Below are 16,690 nucleotides of genomic sequence, written 5' to 3'. Positions count from 1 at the left end.
CCTCAGATCTCCGGAAAGCGCAGTTGCTCGTCGCGCAGCAAGGCCGGCAATTTCGCAGCGATCGCGCCCCAGAACAGCAGCAGGATGAAGCGCTCGGCCTGGCGCAGGATCTGCGGCTGACGGGCTTCGTCTTCGAGATAATCCATCGAGAAAAACACCATCTGGCGAACGATGACCTGCGCCAGCTCCAGCATCTCGTCTTCGCTGACACCGGGGAAGCGCAGCACGCCCATCAGGTCTTCGGTCATGTCGAGGGCGATGCCATCGAGCAGTTCGCGCATCGCATTGCGGATGGCCGGGCTGCTGCCGTGCATCTCGCGAACCCCTACGGTGAACGCTGCGCGGTGATGGGTGACAAATTCAAGAACCAGCGCCACCGACTCGCGGGCGATGGTCTGCGCCTCGTGAATGCCCTCGACCGGACGACTGAAGTCGACCACCCGCAGGCCATCACCGGCCGCCTGCATGCGGCGTTCACGCAGGCCGCGACGCAGGTTGACACCCAGCTCGGCGAGCATGGCGACGCCCAGTTCGTCGAAATCACGAAAGTGGCGGTAGAAGGTGTTGGGGTTGAGTCCGGCATGCCGCGCCACCTCGCGCAGACCCAGTGAAGCTAGGCTGCGCGTGGTGGCGGCGAGTTCCAACGCGGCGTCCATCAACCGCTGACGGCCGCCCAAGACGCCGGGTACATCATCTTTATTCTTCGCCATAACAGGGCCTTATGTTATTTACACTGATCGATGGCACAATTGCAGTTGACGCAGAAGTGAACGCTCGTCTACTCTGCATGTAGACGATTGTATACCTGCATGGGCCCAAGCCCCAAGGAGACCTTCATGAACACCAAAACCGCCAAAACGACTTCGGTCAAGCGCAACGCCACGTCCCAAGGCGTGATGCCGGTGCGCCGCGACGTCAAGTTCACCCTGCCGCAGGATCGCGTGCACGACTGGGCCGACGGCAACGTGCAGTTCACTCATCTGATGAACACCATGTCACTGGTGATTCCGGTCGGCGAGCGCTTCTTCATTGACGCCGTGCGCCACTATCGCGACGCAATCCAGGACCCCGAGCTCAAGCGCGCCGCCACGGCCTTTATCGGCCAGGAGGCCATGCATGGCCGTGAGCATGACGAGTACAACGCGCGCGTCTTCGAGCGCCTGCCCGAGGCGGCCACCTTCGAGCGCAGCATCAAGGGCCTGCTCGACTGGTTCAAGGACCGCACGCCGCCGTCGACACGGCTGTCGGCGACCATCGCGTTGGAGCACCTCACCGCCATCATGGCCGACGGACTGCTCAACGAGCCGCACCTGCGCGAGAAGTCTGAGCCGGGCTACGCCGCACTGTGGGAATGGCACGCGCTGGAAGAAACCGAGCACAAGGGTGTTGCCTATGACGTTTGGGAAGCGACGCAAGGCAAGGGCGTCCGCGCCTACGCCGAGCGTAGTGCCGGGCTGCTGCTGGCCACCACGATTTTCTGGGGCCGGGTGACTCCCGCCCATCTGCGCTTCGTGCGCAGCGAAGGGAAGATGGGTGACGTCAAGGGCTGGCGTGAGTTTTACCGGGTCGCTTTTGGCGAAATCGGCTTCCTGCGCAAGATGGCGCGGCCGTGGCTCGCTTACTTCCGCCCCGACTTTCACCCCTGGGATCACGACAACCGCCATTTTCTGGCGGGCATTGAAGACTGGGTGCAGCGCTTCGAGCGCGAAAGCCGCGCGCCGCAGCTGGCCGAAGCGGCTTAACACAACTCACCACCGCCAAAGCCCGGCCACCGCGCCGGGCTTTTTCGTGAAGGACGCCCCCTTGGGCGGCCGCCCGCACCCGCCGCGCCCCAGCCTCGGCTATCGTTGAGTCTTCATGACTTGAACGGGACTGCCGCTGGTGAAGCTCGGCCACCTCACGCTGTTGCTGACGCTGGGCCTGTGTCTGCCCGGCTGGGTGTCGGCCGAGCAGGTGCTACGCCGTGGCAACGGGCCGGACGTGGAATCGCTGGACCCGCACCGCGTCGAGGGCGTGGCCGCCGCCGATGTCATGCGTGACCTGTACGAAGGCTTGGTGTCGACCGGCCTCGACGCCGAGCCGATCCCCGGCGTCGCCGAACGCTGGGAGATCAGTGACGATGCGATGCACTACCGGTTTCATCTGCGCCGCGACGCGCGCTGGAGCAACGGCGACCCGGTGACCGCCGAAGACTTCGTCGTCGGTCTGCGGCGCAGCGTTGACCCCGCCACCGGCTCCAACTACTCGAAGATTCTCTCGCCGATCCGCAACGCCGATGCCATCATCGACGGCGATGAGCCGCCCGAATCGCTGGGCGTGACGGCGGTTGACGACCACACGCTGGACATCGAGTTGACCGGACCGACGCCGTACCTGCTGGGACAGCTGTCGCACACCTCGGCCTACCCGGTGCACCGGCCCAGTCTCGAACAATGGGGCGCCGATTTTGCCCGTGAAGGGCGATTGGTGAGCAACGGCGCCTACCAATTGCAACGTTGGGCGTTGCAGTCGCATATCGAACTGGTACGCAACCCGCATTACTGGGACAACGACCACACGCAAATCGACCGGGTGGTGTTCGTCACCATCGAAGACATCAATGCCGAGTATCAGCGCTACCGCGCCGGTGACATCGACTGGACCACCGGCGTGCCGATTGCCCTGCTGCCGCAGATCAAGCAGCGCCTGCCCGATGACCTGCGCATGCACCCGTACATGGGCGTGTATTACTACGGCGTCAACCTGACGCGACCGCCGTTCAAGGACAACCCCAAGCTTCGGCTGGCGCTGAATCTGGCGATTGATCGCGAACTGATTGCCGAGCGCATTCTTGGTGACATCGAACAGGCGGCCGATGGCTGGATGCCGCCGGGGGTGCAAAACCACCGTTACGCCAAGTTCGAATGGGCGAAATGGCCGCGTGAACGGCGCCTGGAAAAAGCCCGCGAGCTCTATGCCGAGGCCGGTTATTCGGCCGCCACGCCGGCGCGCGTCGAGATTCTGTACAACACCAGTGACGACCATAAGAAGCTCGCCACCGTGGTCAGCGCCATGTGGAAGCAGTGGCTGGGTGTCGAAACGGTGCTGCGCAATCAGGAGTGGAAGGTTTACCTGCAGTCGCGGCGCCAGCAGACCGACACCGAAGTGTTTCGCGCCGGCTGGATCGGCGACTACAACGACCCGAACACCTTCATGGAAATTCTGCAGTCGCAGCACGGCATGAACGATGTTGGCTACGACAGCGCGGTTTATGACCGGCTGCTGGCCGAGGCCAGCAAAGAGCCTGATCTGAATGAACGTGCCTGGCTGATGCAGGCCGCCGAGGCACAGTTGCTTGAAGATCTGCCGATCATTCCGCTGTATTTCTACAACTCCAAGCGTCTGGTGCGACCGACCCTGAAAGGCTGGCGCGGCAACGTCATGGACCAGCACCGAACCCAGACGATGTATTTCGAGACGCCCTGATGTTGCGCTTCGCGCTCTCACGACTGCTGTCGGCGATTCCCACCCTGCTGGTGCTGGTGGTGCTGGCGTTTTTCATGATGCGCGCGGCGCCCGGCGGGCCTTTCGATGCCGAGCGCACCCTGCCGCCCGAAGTGCAGGCCCAGCTTGAAGCGCAGTACCGGCTTGACCTGCCCATGCACGAACAGCTGTGGCGCTACCTCGCCGATGCGGTGCGCGGCGACTTGGGTCCATCGTTCCAGTACAGCCAGTTCACCGTCAACGAGCTGATTGCGCAGAGCTTCCCGGTGTCGTTACAGCTGGGTCTCAGTGCCATGGTGCTGGCGCTGCTGGTCGGTGTGGCGGCCGGCACCTGGGCGGCGCTGCGGCAGAACAGGCTGGTCGATCATGCGGTGATGACCCTGTCGATGACCGGCATCTCGGTGCCCAACTTCGTCATCGCACCGCTGATGGTGCTGCTGTTTGCACTGGTGCTCGGCTGGTTGCCGGCCGGGGGCTGGAATGACGGGGCGTGGCGCAATCAGGTGATGCCGGTGGTGGCGCTGGCGCTGCCGCAGATTGCCTACATCGCCCGGCTGACGCGCGGCTCGATGATCGAGGTGCTGCACCAGAACTTCATCCGCACCGCCCGCGCCAAAGGCCTGCCGGGTCGCACGGTGGTGCTTCGCCACGCGCTGAAACCGGCGCTGATGCCGGTGCTGTCGTATCTGGGCCCGGCGGCGGCCGGGATCATCACCGGTTCGGTGGTCATCGAACAGATTTTTGGCTTGCCGGGGCTGGGTCGATATTTCGTCCAGGGCGCGCTGAATCGCGATTACACGCTGGTGATGGGCGTGGTGCTTTTCTACGGCGTCCTGATCATCGCCTTTAATTTTCTGGTCGACATGCTCTACGGCGCGCTTGACCCCCGGGTGCGCACATGACGCGGCAGGACATGTTGCAGGCCGCCGCCGGGCGTTCACTCTGGGAAGACGCCGGTTACCGGCTGCTGCGCAACCGCGCGGCCATGCTCGCCATCGTCGTGCTGACTGTGATCGCCGGACTGGTGATCGTGGGCCCGTGGCTGAGCCCGTTCGCTTACGACACTATCGACTTCGACGGCGCGTGGTCGGCGCCGCCGAGCTGGGCGTGGCCAAGCCCGTTCGGCACCGACAGCATTGGCCGTGACCTGTTTGCGCGCACCCTGCACGGCGGCCGCATCTCGCTGATGGTGGGCATCGTCGCCACCTTGGTGTCACTGCTGATCGGCGTCACCTGGGGCGCCATTGCCGGCTATGCCGGCGGCAAGGTCGACGCGGTGATGATGCGCATTGTCGACATCCTCTACGCGCTGCCGTTCATGTTTCTGGTGATCTTGCTAATGGTGCTGTTCGGCCGCCATCTGGTGCTGATCTTCGTCGCCATCGGCGCCATCAACTGGCTCGACATGGCGCGTATCGTCCGCGGTCAGGCGATGGCGCTCAAGCGTCGCGAATTTGTCGAGGCGGCAGTGGTGGCCGGCACCCGCCCTGCGGCCATTGTGCGCCGCCACATCGTGCCCAACCTGCTCGGTGTGGTGGTGGTTTACGTCACGCTGACCATCCCGCAGGTGATTCTGGTCGAGTCGTTCCTCAGCTTTCTGGGTCTCGGCGTGCAGGAGCCCGCAACCAGTTGGGGCGCATTGGTCAATGACGGCGCACGCGAGATGGAATCCAGTCCCTGGGCGCTGATCTTCCCCGCCGGTTTTCTGGCGGCGACGCTGTTCTGCTTCAACTTCATCGGCGACGGGCTGCGCGACGCGCTGGACCCGAAGGACCGTTGATGACCCTGCTCAGCGTCGAAAATCTCAGCGTGCGCTTCGCCACCCGCGACGGCGACGTGCAGGCAGTCAACGACCTGAGCTTTGACCTCGCGACCGGCGAGACGCTGGGCATTGTCGGCGAGTCCGGCTCGGGCAAGTCGCAGACGGCCATGGCCATCATGGGCCTGCTGGCCGACAACGCGACCACCACCGGGCGCATCGTCTTCGACGGGCACGATCTGCAGACGCTGCGTGAGCGGGACCGGCGCAAGGTGCGCGGCGGGCGTATCGGCATGATTTTTCAGGACCCGATGACCTCGCTCAACCCGTACTTGCGCATTGGCGTGCAGATGGCCGAGGTGCTGGAAACCCATCGCGGCTTGCGTCGCAGCGCAGCCCTCGCCGAAAGCCGGCGCATGCTCGATGCGGTGCAGTTGTCCGACGCGCCACAAAAGCTGCGCGCCTATCCGCACGAACTCTCCGGAGGTCAGCGCCAACGGGTGATGGTGGCCAGCGCGCTACTGACCCAGCCGGCGCTGCTGCTGGCCGATGAACCCACCACGGCGCTGGACGTCACCGTGCAGGCCAACCTGCTCGCGCTGCTCGCCGACCTGCGCCGCGACATGGGCGTCGCCATCGTGCTGATCACCCACGACCTCGGCGTGGTGTCGCAAGTGTGTGACCGCACCCTGGTGCTCTATGGGGGTCAGTGCATGGAACTCGGCGTCACCGCCTCGGTGATCGACCAGCCGATCCACCCCTACACCCGCGGTCTGTTGGCGGCGCGACCGCAATGGGAAGGGGACCGCACCGTGCCGCTGGTTGCTTTGCCGGGCCAGCCGCCGAATCTCGCAGACCTGCCCGCTGGCTGTCCGTTTGCGGCGCGCTGTCCGGAGGTCGAAGCGCACTGTTCGCAGCGACCCGCGTTGCTGCGAGAAGTCGCTGACCGGGTCGTGGCGTGTCACTTGCGAGGGCACACCTGACCGGGGTTCAGGCGCGCAGTACCTGCAGGTCATGGCGCAAGGCGTCGATGCGCTGTCGCGCCGCCTCCGGCGCATAGGGCAGCGACGGGTGCCGGCCCCAGACCGGCGCCGGCCAGGCAGCGTCGCTGGCAAAGCGCACCACGTGGTGTACGTGCAACTGCGGCACGACATTGCCCAAGGCCGCGACGTTGAGCTTTTCGCCCTGTGCGTGCGCCATCAAGATGCGTGACACCGTGGCCGACTCGAACCAGAAGCGGGCGAGGTCGGAGTCGTTCAGCTCGAATAGCTCGCGAAGGTTTGCGCGGCGCGGGACCAGTATCAGCCATGGGTAACGCGCATCGTTCATCAGGCGAATGCTGCACAGCGCGGCCTCCAGCAGCGGCAGGGTGTCGGCGGCGAGTCGTGGGTCAATCGAGAACGTGGGCATGCCGGATCCGGTGGCGACGGTGCCGCAACAAGGGTGATGCGGTCTGCAAATGGTAGACGCTCAAGGCCGCGTTGCGGGCCGCAACAATTCGAGGCGCGCAGGTACACTCGAGCCATATGGTCAACCCTGAACCCACCGATTTGCCACTTCGGATCGCCTTTGCGGGCGCCACCGGGGCCGTCGGTCAGGCGTTGGCGCAGCACCTGCACGCGGCGGCCGATCAGGTCAGGGTCTGGGCCTGGCAGCGGCGCGACGTGACGCCGGCACAAGGCAACTGGCATGCCCTGCCGTTTGCCGACGGCGTGTTGCAGGCGCCGGTCGACGCGTTCGTCAGCGCGTTGGGCACGACACTCAAGCAGGCGGGCTCGAAGGCGGCGTTTCGCGCGGTGGATGTCGAGGCGGTGCTCGCCCGCGCGACCGAGGCACGCGCGCAAGGTGCCCGCAAAGCGGTGGTGGTCAGTTCGGTGGGTGCAGCAGCCTCGGCGTCATCGTTCTACCTGCGCTGCAAGGCCGAGATGGAGGCCGGTATTCTTGCCCTTGGATTTGAGCAGGTGCATGTGATGCGACCCTCGCTGCTGCTGGCCTCTCGCCCGTCATCGCGTCCCGCTGAGGCGGTGGGGCAGGCCTTGGCGCCCTTCATGGCGCCACTGCTGCGCGGCCGTCTCGCGCGCTATCGGGCGGTCAGTGCGAGTGCGGTCGCCAAGCGGATGCTGGCGTGCCTGTGGCAGCCGACACCGGGCCATTTCGCCCACCATTTTGACGGTCGCGGTTGGCAGGTCTCGACGCTGTGAGGGCGTTTGGTCCACAGGCGCTGCAATGGCGCTTACGTCGAGGTGCCGCATGCTGCTGATGCTGGCGGTGATCGTGCTCGGCGCGGTGCTCGCGCCATGGATCAGCGGTCTGGCGCAAGGGCGCGGCGTGTTCACCTTGGTGGCCGTGCCGGGGGTCGCCCTTGCCATGCTGATCAACATCGCGCTTGGCGGCGATGCGACGGGTCTCGAGGTGCATGACTGGATTCCCGGTCTCGGCATTGCGGCGGCGTTCCGCCTGGACGGGCTGTCGCTGCTCATGGCGGGACTGGTGCTGGGCATCGGGGTGTTGATCGTCGCGTACGCCGCGCGCTATCTCGAAGGAGACCCGCGCCAGCCGCGTTTTATGGCCACCCTGCTGCTGTTCATGACGGCGATGCTGGGTCTGGTGCTGGCCGACGACGTGATTCTGCTGTTCATCTTTTGGGAACTGACCAGCCTCACCAGCTACCTGCTGATCGGCTTCGATCACACGCAGGAAAAAGCCCGCAAGGCCGCACTGCAGGGCTTGGTGGTGACCGTGGCCGGCGGTTTGTGTCTGCTGGTTGGGCTGATCATTTTTGGTGGCATCGCCGGCACCTATCGCCTGTCGGAGTGGCCAGGGCTCAGCGAGACGCTGATCAGTCATCCGTGGTCCGGTTGGGCGCTGCTGATGGTGGTGCTGGGCTGCGTGACCAAGTCGGCACAGTTTCCGTTCCACTTCTGGTTGCCCAACGCCATGGCGGCGCCAACGCCGGTGTCGGCCTATCTGCACTCGGCGACCATGGTCAAGGCCGGGGTGTTTCTGCTGGCGCGGCTGCATCCGACCTTGGGCGCGCATCCGGGCTGGGCGTGGTTGGTGCCGCTGGGAGCCTTCACGGCGGTGTTCGCCGCGTTGATGGCCTTTCGCTCCGACGAACTTAAAAAGGTGCTGGCCTACACCACGGTGATGGCACTGGGCACGCTGACCCTGCTGATCGGCATGGGCGAGGCGCAGGCGGCGGTGACCTTCCTGTTGGCGCACGCGCTTTACAAGGGCGCGCTGTTCATGCTGGCCGGCATCATCACCCACGAAACCGGCGCCAAAGCCCTGTCAGCCGTGGCCGGCATGCGGCGCCTGCTGCCGTGGACCTGGGGCTCGGCGTTGCTGGCGGCAGCCTCGGCGGCCGGGCTGATGCCGTGGTTCGGCTTCATTGCCAAAGAACTGTTGCTGGCGTCCGCCCTCGACCATAGCGCCTGGGTGACGGGCGCCGCGATTGTCGCGGCCGGCGTGGTCGGCGGCATGCTGATCACCTTTGCGCTTCGTCCGTTCATGGGCCCATCACGTGCCCCCAAGGACTCGGGAAAGATCCACGAGGCCGGCGCATGGCTGCTGGCGGGGCCGGTGGTGTTGGCCAGTCTGGGGTTGACGTTCGGGCTGGTGCCGGGGCTGGCAGACGGCGTTCTGCTGGACGCAGCGCGCGCCGTCGGTGCCAGCGACCCGACGCCACTGGCGCTTTGGCACGGCGTGAATCAGGCATTTCTGGCCTCGCTTAGCTCGCTGGCCATCGCGGCGGTGGTGTGGTGGCTGTGGCCCAGAACCCGCCGCCTCGCCGCGGGCGCCGAGGCGCTGGACCGCGTCGGGCCGGAGCAGGGCTACGACGCCCTGCTGACGTGGGTGCAGCGATTGGCGACCGAGATCACCGCGCGGTTGCAGTCCGGGTTGCTTCGCCGCTACGTGGCGGTGACCCTGCTGAGCACCATTGTGCTGCTGATGTCGACCCTGTTCTTGCGCAGTCAGGCCGAGCTGGCCTGGCCGATGGCGACGATAACGTTGTCGGTACCCATTGCATTGGCGGTGGGCATTCTGGTGATGGCGATCATTGCGATTCGCGTCACGGATGCGTTGAGCGAGGCGCTGATTCTGGGCGCAGTGGGTTTCGGGATTGCGCTGCTGTACATGTGGTTTTCGGCGCCTGACCTGGCCATCACCCAGGTGATGATCGAGACGCTGACCACCATCCTCTTGGTGTTGATCCTGTTCCGCCTGCCGCGCATGCGACAGCTGTCGAAGCCGCCGCAGCGCTATGCCGATCTGGTGCTGGCGACGGTGGGTGGCGGCGTGCTGTCGCTGGTTCTGTGGCAGGTGATGGTGTCGCCGACGCCACCGGCGATCTCCGAGTGGTTGATTGCCGAGTCGGTGCCCGGCGGCCACGGGCGCAACATCGTCAACGTGATTCTGGTTGACTTCCGCGCGCTCGACACCCTGGGTGAAATCTTCGTTCTGGCGCTGGCCGCCGTCGGCGTTTACGCGCTGCTCAAGTCCAAACCCGAGCCGGGGGGAGACCCATCATGAGTCGCGAGCCGGGCTCAACCTCGATCATCCTCAAGGCGGCGTCGCAACTGTTGCTGCCGCTGCTGCTGCTGCTGTCGATCTTCTTGCTGCTGCGCGGTCACCACGAGCCCGGCGGCGGCTTCATCGGGGGGCTGGTGGCCGCCTCGGCGATTGCGCTTCACCTGTTTGCCACCGACATGCGGTCGGCGCGCAACGTGCTGCGGATCGACCCGCGTAGCCTGATGGGTGCGGGGCTGCTGGTGGCATTGTTTTCCGGGTTCATCGGGCCGCTGACGGGCGGGCCGTTGTTCATCGGTCGCTGGGTCGACATCACCGTGCCGGTGTTTGGTGAACTGCACCTGGGCACGCCGCTGCTGTTTGATCTGGGTGTTTATCTGGTGGTCGTCGGCGCGGTGTTGACCTTCGTGCTGACCCTGGCCGAAGCCGAGGAGGAGTGATGTCTGCCGACCCGTGGATGGTGCTGTTGATCGGTGGGCTTTACAGCTGCGCGTTTTACATGATGTTGCGGCGCTCGCTGACCAAGACGCTGTTCGGCCTGGTGCTGCTGTCGAACGCGGCCAACCTGCTGATTTTTGTCGCCGCTGACCTGAATGTTGGGCGGCCGGCACTGGTGCCGGAAGGCGCCAAGGTGCCCGACGGACTGGTCGCCGATCCGCTGGCGCAGGCATTCATCCTCACCGCCATTGTCATCGGTTTTGGTGTGCTGGCGTTTGCGGTGGTGCTGATTCGTCGTGCGCACGAAGTGCTGGGCGTCGATGATTTCGACGAGCTCAAGGACGCCGAGCAATGAGTCTGCTGGTGGCGCTGCCGTTCCTGATTCCGATGACCGCGGGTGCGGTCTCGTTGATGGCGTGGTCCTCGCGCAGCGCCCAGCGCTGGATTGCGTTGGTCGGCACCGGGGGACAGTTGCTCGCGGCGATTTATTTGCTGATGGCGGTCTGGAGCGACGGCATCCAGGTGCTACCCGTCGGCGGCTGGCCCGCGCCCTACGGCATCACGCTGGCCGCCGACCTGCTCTCGGCACTGATGGTGTTGATGACCGGCATCACCGGCTTTGCGACGGCGCTGTATTCGCTGCCGACCATCGCGGTGCGCATGGAGCGCAGCGGCTATTACCCGCTGATGCACCTGCTGCTGGCCGGGGTGTCGGGGGTGTTTCTGACCACCGACCTGTTCAATCTGTACGTCTGGTTCGAGATCTTGCTGCTGGCCAGTTTTGCCTTGCTGGCGATGGGGCAGGAACGCGCGCAGATGGCCGGCGCGCTGAAGTACGTGGTGCTCAACCTGTTCTCATCGGCGATGTTTCTGACCGCGCTGGGCCTGCTTTACGGGCTGGCCGGCACGCTGAACATGGCTGATCTAGCGGTCAAGCTGCCAGCCTTGAGCAAGGATGCGCCGGTGACCCTGGTGGCCATGCTGTTCATGATCGCGTTCTCGATCAAGGCGGCGGCGTTCCCACTGTTTTTCTGGCTGCCGGCGAGTTACCACACCGCACCGGTGGCGGTTTCGGCGCTGTTCGCGGGCTTGCTGACCAAGGTCGGGGTGTATTCGCTGTACCGCACTTTCACGCTGGTCTTTACCCAGGACGTGGCCTGGACCCACGGCTGGCTGGCGCTGACCGCAGGGCTAACCATGGTCATTGGCGCGCTCGGCGCCATGGCGCAGCAGGACATCCGTCGTACCTTCGCATTCCTGCACGTGAGTCAGATCGGCTACATGTTGATGGGGCTGGCCCTGTTCACGCCGTTGGCGCTGGCGGCGGGGGTGTTTTATTTCGCGCATCACATCGTGATGAAGTCGAATCTGTTCTTCCTGTCCGGCGCCATTTACCGCTTGAGCGGCAGTTATCGGCGCGAGCATCTGGGCGGGCTGTGGGCGGCGCGTCCCGCCCTGTCCCTGCTGTTTCTGGTCCCGGCGCTGTCCCTGAGCGGTATTCCGCCACTGTCGGGCTTCTGGGGCAAATTGCTGGTGCTCAAGGCCGGTGCGGGCGCAGAGGCCTGGTGGTTGGTGGCCGCAGTGTTGATCAGCAGTGTGCTGACCCTGCTGGTGGTCATGCGTATCTGGGGCGACGTGTTCTGGAAAGCCGCCCCCGAAGATCGCCCGCTGAGCACCGCCCGCCTGCCCGTCATGCTTTGGATCGTGATGCTGGGTCTGGCGGCCGGCACCCTGTGGATTGGCCTGACAGTCGAACCCTTGTGGGCACTGGCTGAGCGGGCCAGTGCGCAGCTGATGGACCCCAGCGCTTACATCGAGGCGGTGTTGTCACCGGAGCAGCCATGACCCCTTATGTCTACAACCTGAGCCTGATGTTGGTCTGGGTGCTGATCACCGGGGATGTGAGCCTGCCCAACCTGACGCTCGGTTTCGTCATGGGCTTCGGCGTTCTGGCCTTCGCGCTGGCCTCGGATGCGTTTGATCCGCGCTTTCGCGCGTATGCCCGCCGGGTACCGCTGGCGTTCGTGTTTCTGCTGCGATTTCTCAAGGACATGCTGATGTCCAATCTCAGGGTCGCTTACGACGTGGTGACGCCCACCCACCTGATGCGCCCCGCGATTATTCGCATGCCACTGGAGGCCAACACGCCGGGTGAGATCACCTTTTTGGCCAACCTGATCTCGTTGACGCCCGGGACCCTGTCGCTGGACGTTGACGAGGACGGGAGCGCGTTGTTCGTGCACGTGATGTACCTCGATGATGAAGCCGAAACCCTGGCGCAACTGAAAACACTGGAAACCCGGTTGCTGGAGTTGATGCGATGACACCGCTGGTCGCCACCACCATCTTTACCTGTCTGGGACTGGCCCTGGCATTGGCCTGTGTCCGTCTGGTGCGGGGGCCGACCGTGGCTGATCGGGTGGTGGCGCTGGAGGTGATCGCCAGCATCCTGATCGGCGTTCTGGCCAGCTATGCGGTGTTTTTCAAGGTGCCGCAGGCGCTGGACGTGGCGCTGGTGCTGGCGCTGACCGGCTTTCTGGCTGCCATTGGCGTCTCACGCTACCTGGTGCGACGTGCCACCTTGGGCCAAGGCCAGCAAGACCGCTCGGAGACGCGCCCATGATTGTCGTCGGTCACATCATCATGATTCTGGGTTCGGTGTTCATGCTGCTCGCCGCCGTAGGCTCGGTGCGCATGCCGGACCTGATGACCCGCATGCACGCCACCACCAAGGCCGGGGCGTTTGGCGCCGGGCTGATGCTGATCGGCGTGACTTTGGAGTTTTCCGAGTTGGATATTCAGGTGCGCGCCATCGCCATCCTGTTTTTCATTCTGTTGACCACACCGGTTGCAGCGCACGCAGTGGGTCATGCCGGCTATCTGACGGGCGCAAAGCTGTGGGAAGGAACGCTGAAAGACGACCTTCAGGGTCAGCTTCGGCCTCAGGGCCGGTCGGAAGACGCAACGGCGGATGCCATGCCGAATACGCCCGCTTCGGAAGATTCTCGGTCAGCCAGGTGAGCATGTCGGTCCAGATGCGCCGGGCGTGTGAGGGGCTTGGCATCAGGCCCGCATGCGGCAACTCCAGGGTGATCACCGGCAGCCCCAGGTCGACCCCCGCGTAATTGCCCAGCGAGCCTGGGAAGGTGCCGAGTTGCCGCAGCTGCAGCGGCCCGAAGCGGCGCGGCGGGGTCTGCGGCCCATCGAAGTCGAGCAGGCCATAAGGGGCGTGAACGCTGACGATCGCGTGTGGCCGGAACGCCTCGATGTGTGCGGCCACCCATCGCGCCTCGGGTTCCGACAGCGCGGCTGGGCCTGGAAAACGGCGTGGATCGGCACCGGTGCGGCGCTGCCAGTAATCCTGGGCCCGCGCCGCCCAGTCTGCAGACGGAAAATTGCGGTTCAGGTCGATGCCCCGGCGGTTCATGCGTCGCGCAGGGCGCTCGAGCAGGCCGTCGGGGTTGGAGGCCGGCATCACCCGCCAATGAAACGGCTGCAGGCGCTCGGTCTGCAGCCGTTTCATCCACAAAAAGCTGAGACTCACCGTGGTCAACTCGTCGCCGTGCATGCCGCCGATCATCAGGATGCGCGGCGCGTCCTTGCGCTCGGGTCGCGGCAGAAAGTCTTGGTAGAGCAGCGGGAACCCGCTTTGCGATCCGGCATCGTTGATCAGGTTCAGCGCCTTGCAATCGCCCTCGTCGACGCTGCGCAGACGTTGGGCGAACGCGCTGCAGGCCTGTGCCACAGTGCCCAGCGCAACCGGCACTGACGCTGCGGCCGGCACCGTCATCGACAGAATCGCCAGCAAAAAAAACCCGGCCAGTCGCCGGGTCATGATGCGTGCCGTCACCGAGGCTTACCGCTCGCGCTCGGCACGCACCTTGTCGATCAAATGGTCGGTGATGGCCAGCATCTCATCGAATCCACCGGCCATCGACGGGTTGGTGTAGTACTTGCCGCCGACCACCACGGTGGGGGTGCTACTCACGCCGAAATCGCGTGACAGCTTCTCGGCGCGCCGCACCCGGGCGTCTACGGCAAAGCCATTGAAGGTGTTTTGCACCACGTCAGGCATCAGCGAGGTGTGGGCTTCAAATAAGCCGACAATCTGCGCGTCGGTGGACAATTGCAGTCGCTGTACGTGCATGGCCTGAAACAGCTTTTCGTGCATGACGTCCATCACCTTCAGGGTCTCGGCGGTGTAAAAGGCCTTGCTGTGCAGCACGCCGACCGGGCGACCCAGGCTGTTGGGCACGGCTTCGAATTGCACGTCGGCCGGCAGCGACTTCTTCCACGGCGTCAGGTTGGACTCAAAGTTGTAGCAGTGATTGCAGCCGTACCAGAAGAACTCCTGCACGCTGATCTTGGCCGGGTCGGCAGGGGCTTGGACGTCGCGGACTTCGCGGTAATCCTTGCCGGCCGAAAAGTTTGCGGGGGACTCGGCCGAGCAGGCAAACGTCAGGGCGCTGAGGCCCAGGGCGATGACACGTAGCAGCATGCTGATCTCCTGATGAAAGCGCGCCGGGGCTCGGTGGGTCACGAAGCGCCGGCGCGTCGGGATGCGAGGCTGTGGGATAGCCGCCAGCGCCTTTACCGAATCTGAAGCCCGTTCAGATACGAGGCGAGTGCGTCAATTTCTTCGTCGGTGAGTTTGGCCGCGATGGCCGCCATGATCTTGCCGTTGGCGCTGTCGATGCCGTCGCCGCTGCGGTAGGCGCGCAGTCGCTGGGCACTGTAGGTGGCGTGCTGACCGGCGAGCTTGGGGTAGCCCGTGGCCGGGTTGCCGACGCCGTTGGGCGCGTGGCAGCCGGCGCAGCCCATGATGCCGCGTTCCAGATCGCCCGCGCGGTACAGCGGCTCGGCGACGGCCACGGCCTCTTCACTGGCGACACCGGGCTTGTAGGTTTGCTCGGCAAAATAGGCTGCCAGGTCGCGCATGTCCTGATCGGACAGGCCGGCGGCCTGCGATGACATCAGGGGGTTGTTGCGCACGCCCTCTTTGAAAGCCTTGAGCTGTTCGTAGGTGTATTGCGCGTTTTGCTGGGCCAGACTCGGCCATTCGGGATTGCCGCTGACGCCCGCCGGGCCGTGACATGCGGCGCAGGTGCCCGCCAGTTTCTCGCCGTTGGCAGCATCGCCACGGGTGAACAGGTCGCCCGACGTTTCTGCAACAGCGAGCAGCGGGGCGCACAGTACAAGGGCAAGGACCAAACGCTTCATTTTGTTGGGGCTCCGGAAAGATCGATGCGCCGAGCAGGCACCGACCGGGTATAAGGTTCAGAAGAATCCGCAATTCTACACTCAAGGCCTCATGTCACAGAACCCATTTGCGCGCGCCACCTTCATGTTGTCCTGCGCCCGCATCGAGCAGCTCCTCGATGACCCGCTCCCGGAGATCGCCTTTGCCGGGCGCTCCAATGCAGGCAAGTCGTCGGCGCTGAACACCCTGTGCGGCCTGCGTGCCCTTGCGCGGGTGTCGAAAACACCTGGCCGCACGCAGCTCATCAACCTGTTTGAAGTGCCCGGCGGCCGCTTCGTTGACTTGCCGGGCTACGGCTACGCGCAAGTGCCCGGCCAGGTGCGGCGCGACTGGGGCAAACTCATCGAGCAGTACATGCAGGTGCGGCAAACCCTGGCGGGGGTGGTGCTGATCATGGACATTCGCCATCCGCTGACCGATTTCGACACGCAGATGCTCGACTGGGCAAAGGCGCGTCACATGCCGATTCACGCGCTGCTGACCAAGGCCGACAAGCTCGGCTATGGCGCCTCCAAGAACACCCTGTTGACGGTGCAGAAGGCCTTGGCCGAACGCGAGCAGCCGGCCTGCTCGGTGGCCTTGTTCTCGGCCACTGCCCGCACCGGGCTTGAGCCGGCACGCGAGCACCTGATGATGTGGTTGGGCATTGATGCTGCCGGACACCCATTGGCCGCTGACGAGGCACCCGAGGCGGGCTGACGCGCAGGCAAGGCCCCAAAAAAATACCCGACGGCTCGGGGGAACCGTCGGGTAACCAGATTCCGGCGCTGGGGAGTGCCGGAATTGTCCGCCCAGGGAGGGGGGGGCGGGAGAGGCAGAGGGAGGGCTGCCTCTCGCTAGATCAGACGGCCCGGCCGGGGGGAAGTTCGGCGGCCGCCCAATTAAATTTGTGATTGATTGCGCATGCCGGCAAATCGCGCTCAAAAAAACACCCGACGGCTCGGGGAAACCGTCGGGTGACCAAATTCCGGCGTTGGGGGGAGCCGGAATAACCGCCCAGGGAGTGAAGGCGGGAGAGGCAACAAGGGAGGGTTGCCTCTCGCTAAGTCAGACGACGGTTCAAGGGGAAAGTTCAGGGCGGTTCGCGGACAATTTCAAGCACCGACCTTCGCCGCGTTCACCGCCCGATCCACGCTCAACAAAATCAGTGACTTGGCACGCGCGGTGTTCGCACCGGGCACATCTGTCGGCCGTCTCATTCAAACTAAATATCGAATTCG

General features: G+C 64.7%; 18 protein-coding genes and 1 pseudogene. 14 read left to right on the top strand and 5 right to left on the bottom strand.

The window, feature by feature from the left end; genetic code table 11:
* Nucleotides 1-2: 2 nt before the first annotated feature.
* Complete coding sequence (locus U741_RS0101740) at nucleotides 3-710, bottom strand: TetR family transcriptional regulator (protein ID WP_084154601.1); 708 nt, start codon at nucleotides 708-710, stop codon at nucleotides 3-5.
* 126 nt (nucleotides 711-836) lie between these two features.
* Between U741_RS0101740 and U741_RS0101735 the strand changes: the two genes are divergently transcribed.
* The 5 genes from U741_RS0101735 to U741_RS0101715 all read left to right on the top strand — a co-directional run bounded on the left by U741_RS0101735 (nucleotide 837) and on the right by U741_RS0101715 (nucleotide 6,225).
* On the top strand, nucleotides 837-1,742 hold the full coding sequence (locus tag U741_RS0101735; protein ID WP_200872655.1) for a metal-dependent hydrolase: 906 nt from the start codon (nucleotides 837-839) through the stop codon (nucleotides 1,740-1,742).
* A gap of 139 nt (nucleotides 1,743-1,881) precedes the next feature.
* Nucleotides 1,882-3,465: a peptide ABC transporter substrate-binding protein gene (locus U741_RS0101730; protein ID WP_235199871.1), complete on the top strand. Its 1,584-nt coding sequence runs from the start codon at nucleotides 1,882-1,884 to the stop codon at nucleotides 3,463-3,465.
* Complete coding sequence (gene oppB / locus U741_RS0101725) at nucleotides 3,465-4,385, top strand: oligopeptide ABC transporter permease OppB (protein ID WP_029888772.1); 921 nt, start codon at nucleotides 3,465-3,467, stop codon at nucleotides 4,383-4,385. The genes U741_RS0101730 and oppB overlap by 1 nt, the downstream gene beginning before the upstream one ends.
* Nucleotides 4,382-5,263, top strand: a complete 882-nt coding sequence (locus U741_RS0101720) for an ABC transporter permease subunit (RefSeq protein WP_029888771.1) — start codon at nucleotides 4,382-4,384, stop codon at nucleotides 5,261-5,263. Before oppB ends, U741_RS0101720 begins: the two co-directional genes overlap by 4 nt.
* Nucleotides 5,263-6,225 carry an ABC transporter ATP-binding protein gene (locus tag U741_RS0101715; protein ID WP_029888770.1) on the top strand — a complete coding sequence of 321 codons (963 nt, stop codon included), beginning with the start codon at nucleotides 5,263-5,265 and terminating at the stop codon, nucleotides 6,223-6,225. Before U741_RS0101720 ends, U741_RS0101715 begins: the two co-directional genes overlap by 1 nt.
* A gap of 7 nt (nucleotides 6,226-6,232) precedes the next feature.
* On the opposite strand, the gene U741_RS0101710 is transcribed toward U741_RS0101715, so the two are convergent.
* A complete protein-coding gene (locus U741_RS0101710) occupies nucleotides 6,233-6,652 on the bottom strand; it encodes an HIT domain-containing protein (protein WP_029888769.1) in 420 nt (139 codons plus the stop codon).
* A 116-nt stretch (nucleotides 6,653-6,768) separates the two neighbouring features.
* On the opposite strand from U741_RS0101710, the gene U741_RS0101705 reads away from it, so the two are divergent.
* The 8 genes and pseudogenes from U741_RS0101705 to mnhG all read left to right on the top strand — a co-directional run.
* Nucleotides 6,769-7,443, top strand: coding sequence for a Rossmann-fold NAD(P)-binding domain-containing protein (locus tag U741_RS0101705; RefSeq protein WP_052378398.1), 675 nt, complete (start codon nucleotides 6,769-6,771; stop codon nucleotides 7,441-7,443).
* A 49-nt stretch (nucleotides 7,444-7,492) separates the two neighbouring features.
* A complete protein-coding gene (gene mbhE, locus U741_RS0101700; protein WP_029888767.1) occupies nucleotides 7,493-9,775 on the top strand; it encodes a hydrogen gas-evolving membrane-bound hydrogenase subunit E in 2,283 nt (760 codons plus the stop codon).
* Nucleotides 9,772-10,212 carry a Na+/H+ antiporter subunit B gene (locus U741_RS0101695; RefSeq protein ID WP_029888766.1) on the top strand — a complete coding sequence of 147 codons (441 nt, stop codon included), beginning with the start codon at nucleotides 9,772-9,774 and terminating at the stop codon, nucleotides 10,210-10,212. Before mbhE ends, U741_RS0101695 begins: the two co-directional genes overlap by 4 nt.
* A 17-nt stretch (nucleotides 10,213-10,229) precedes the next feature.
* Nucleotides 10,230-10,565 (top strand): Na+/H+ antiporter subunit C, encoded by a 336-nt coding sequence (locus U741_RS0101690; protein WP_029888765.1) that lies wholly within the window; start codon nucleotides 10,230-10,232, stop codon nucleotides 10,563-10,565.
* The gene (locus U741_RS0101685; RefSeq protein ID WP_029888764.1) at nucleotides 10,562-12,055 is read left to right on the top strand and encodes a Na+/H+ antiporter subunit D; all 1,494 of its coding nucleotides are present in this window, start codon (nucleotides 10,562-10,564) and stop codon (nucleotides 12,053-12,055) included. The genes U741_RS0101690 and U741_RS0101685 overlap by 4 nt, the downstream gene beginning before the upstream one ends.
* Nucleotides 12,052-12,534, top strand: a complete 483-nt coding sequence (locus tag U741_RS0101680) for a Na+/H+ antiporter subunit E (RefSeq protein ID WP_029888763.1) — start codon at nucleotides 12,052-12,054, stop codon at nucleotides 12,532-12,534. Before U741_RS0101685 ends, U741_RS0101680 begins: the two co-directional genes overlap by 4 nt.
* Nucleotides 12,531-12,833, top strand: coding sequence for an MrpF/PhaF family protein (locus U741_RS0101675; RefSeq protein ID WP_052378397.1), 303 nt, complete (start codon nucleotides 12,531-12,533; stop codon nucleotides 12,831-12,833). Before U741_RS0101680 ends, U741_RS0101675 begins: the two co-directional genes overlap by 4 nt.
* Nucleotides 12,830-13,096: pseudogene (gene mnhG, locus U741_RS19920) on the top strand (monovalent cation/H(+) antiporter subunit G); the annotation flags it as partial. The gene U741_RS0101675 and the pseudogene mnhG, both read left to right, overlap by 4 nt.
* Here mnhG and U741_RS0101665 read toward each other — a convergent pair.
* The 3 genes from U741_RS0101665 to U741_RS0101655 all read right to left on the bottom strand — a co-directional run bounded on the left by U741_RS0101665 (nucleotide 13,038) and on the right by U741_RS0101655 (nucleotide 15,430).
* On the bottom strand, nucleotides 13,038-14,045 hold the full coding sequence (locus U741_RS0101665; protein ID WP_235199851.1) for a M14 family zinc carboxypeptidase: 1,008 nt from the start codon (nucleotides 14,043-14,045) through the stop codon (nucleotides 13,038-13,040). The pseudogene mnhG and the gene U741_RS0101665 overlap by 59 nt on opposite strands.
* A gap of 21 nt (nucleotides 14,046-14,066) precedes the next feature.
* On the bottom strand, nucleotides 14,067-14,708 hold the full coding sequence (locus tag U741_RS0101660) for a thiol:disulfide interchange protein DsbA/DsbL (RefSeq protein ID WP_029888760.1): 642 nt from the start codon (nucleotides 14,706-14,708) through the stop codon (nucleotides 14,067-14,069).
* A gap of 92 nt (nucleotides 14,709-14,800) precedes the next feature.
* Nucleotides 14,801-15,430, bottom strand: a complete 630-nt coding sequence (locus U741_RS0101655; RefSeq protein WP_029888759.1) for a c-type cytochrome — start codon at nucleotides 15,428-15,430, stop codon at nucleotides 14,801-14,803.
* A gap of 91 nt (nucleotides 15,431-15,521) precedes the next feature.
* Between U741_RS0101655 and yihA the strand changes: the two genes are divergently transcribed.
* Nucleotides 15,522-16,169 (top strand): ribosome biogenesis GTP-binding protein YihA/YsxC, encoded by a 648-nt coding sequence (yihA, locus tag U741_RS0101650; RefSeq protein WP_029888758.1) that lies wholly within the window; start codon nucleotides 15,522-15,524, stop codon nucleotides 16,167-16,169.
* The last annotated feature ends 521 nt before the right edge of the window (nucleotides 16,170-16,690 follow it).

Origin of the sequence: Polycyclovorans algicola TG408, assembly GCF_000711245.1 — a bacterium.
Lineage (GTDB): Bacteria > Pseudomonadota > Gammaproteobacteria > Nevskiales > Nevskiaceae > Polycyclovorans > Polycyclovorans algicola.
The sequence above is the reverse complement of the archived record's forward strand: the minus strand, read 5'-3'. Positions and strand labels throughout refer to the sequence as shown.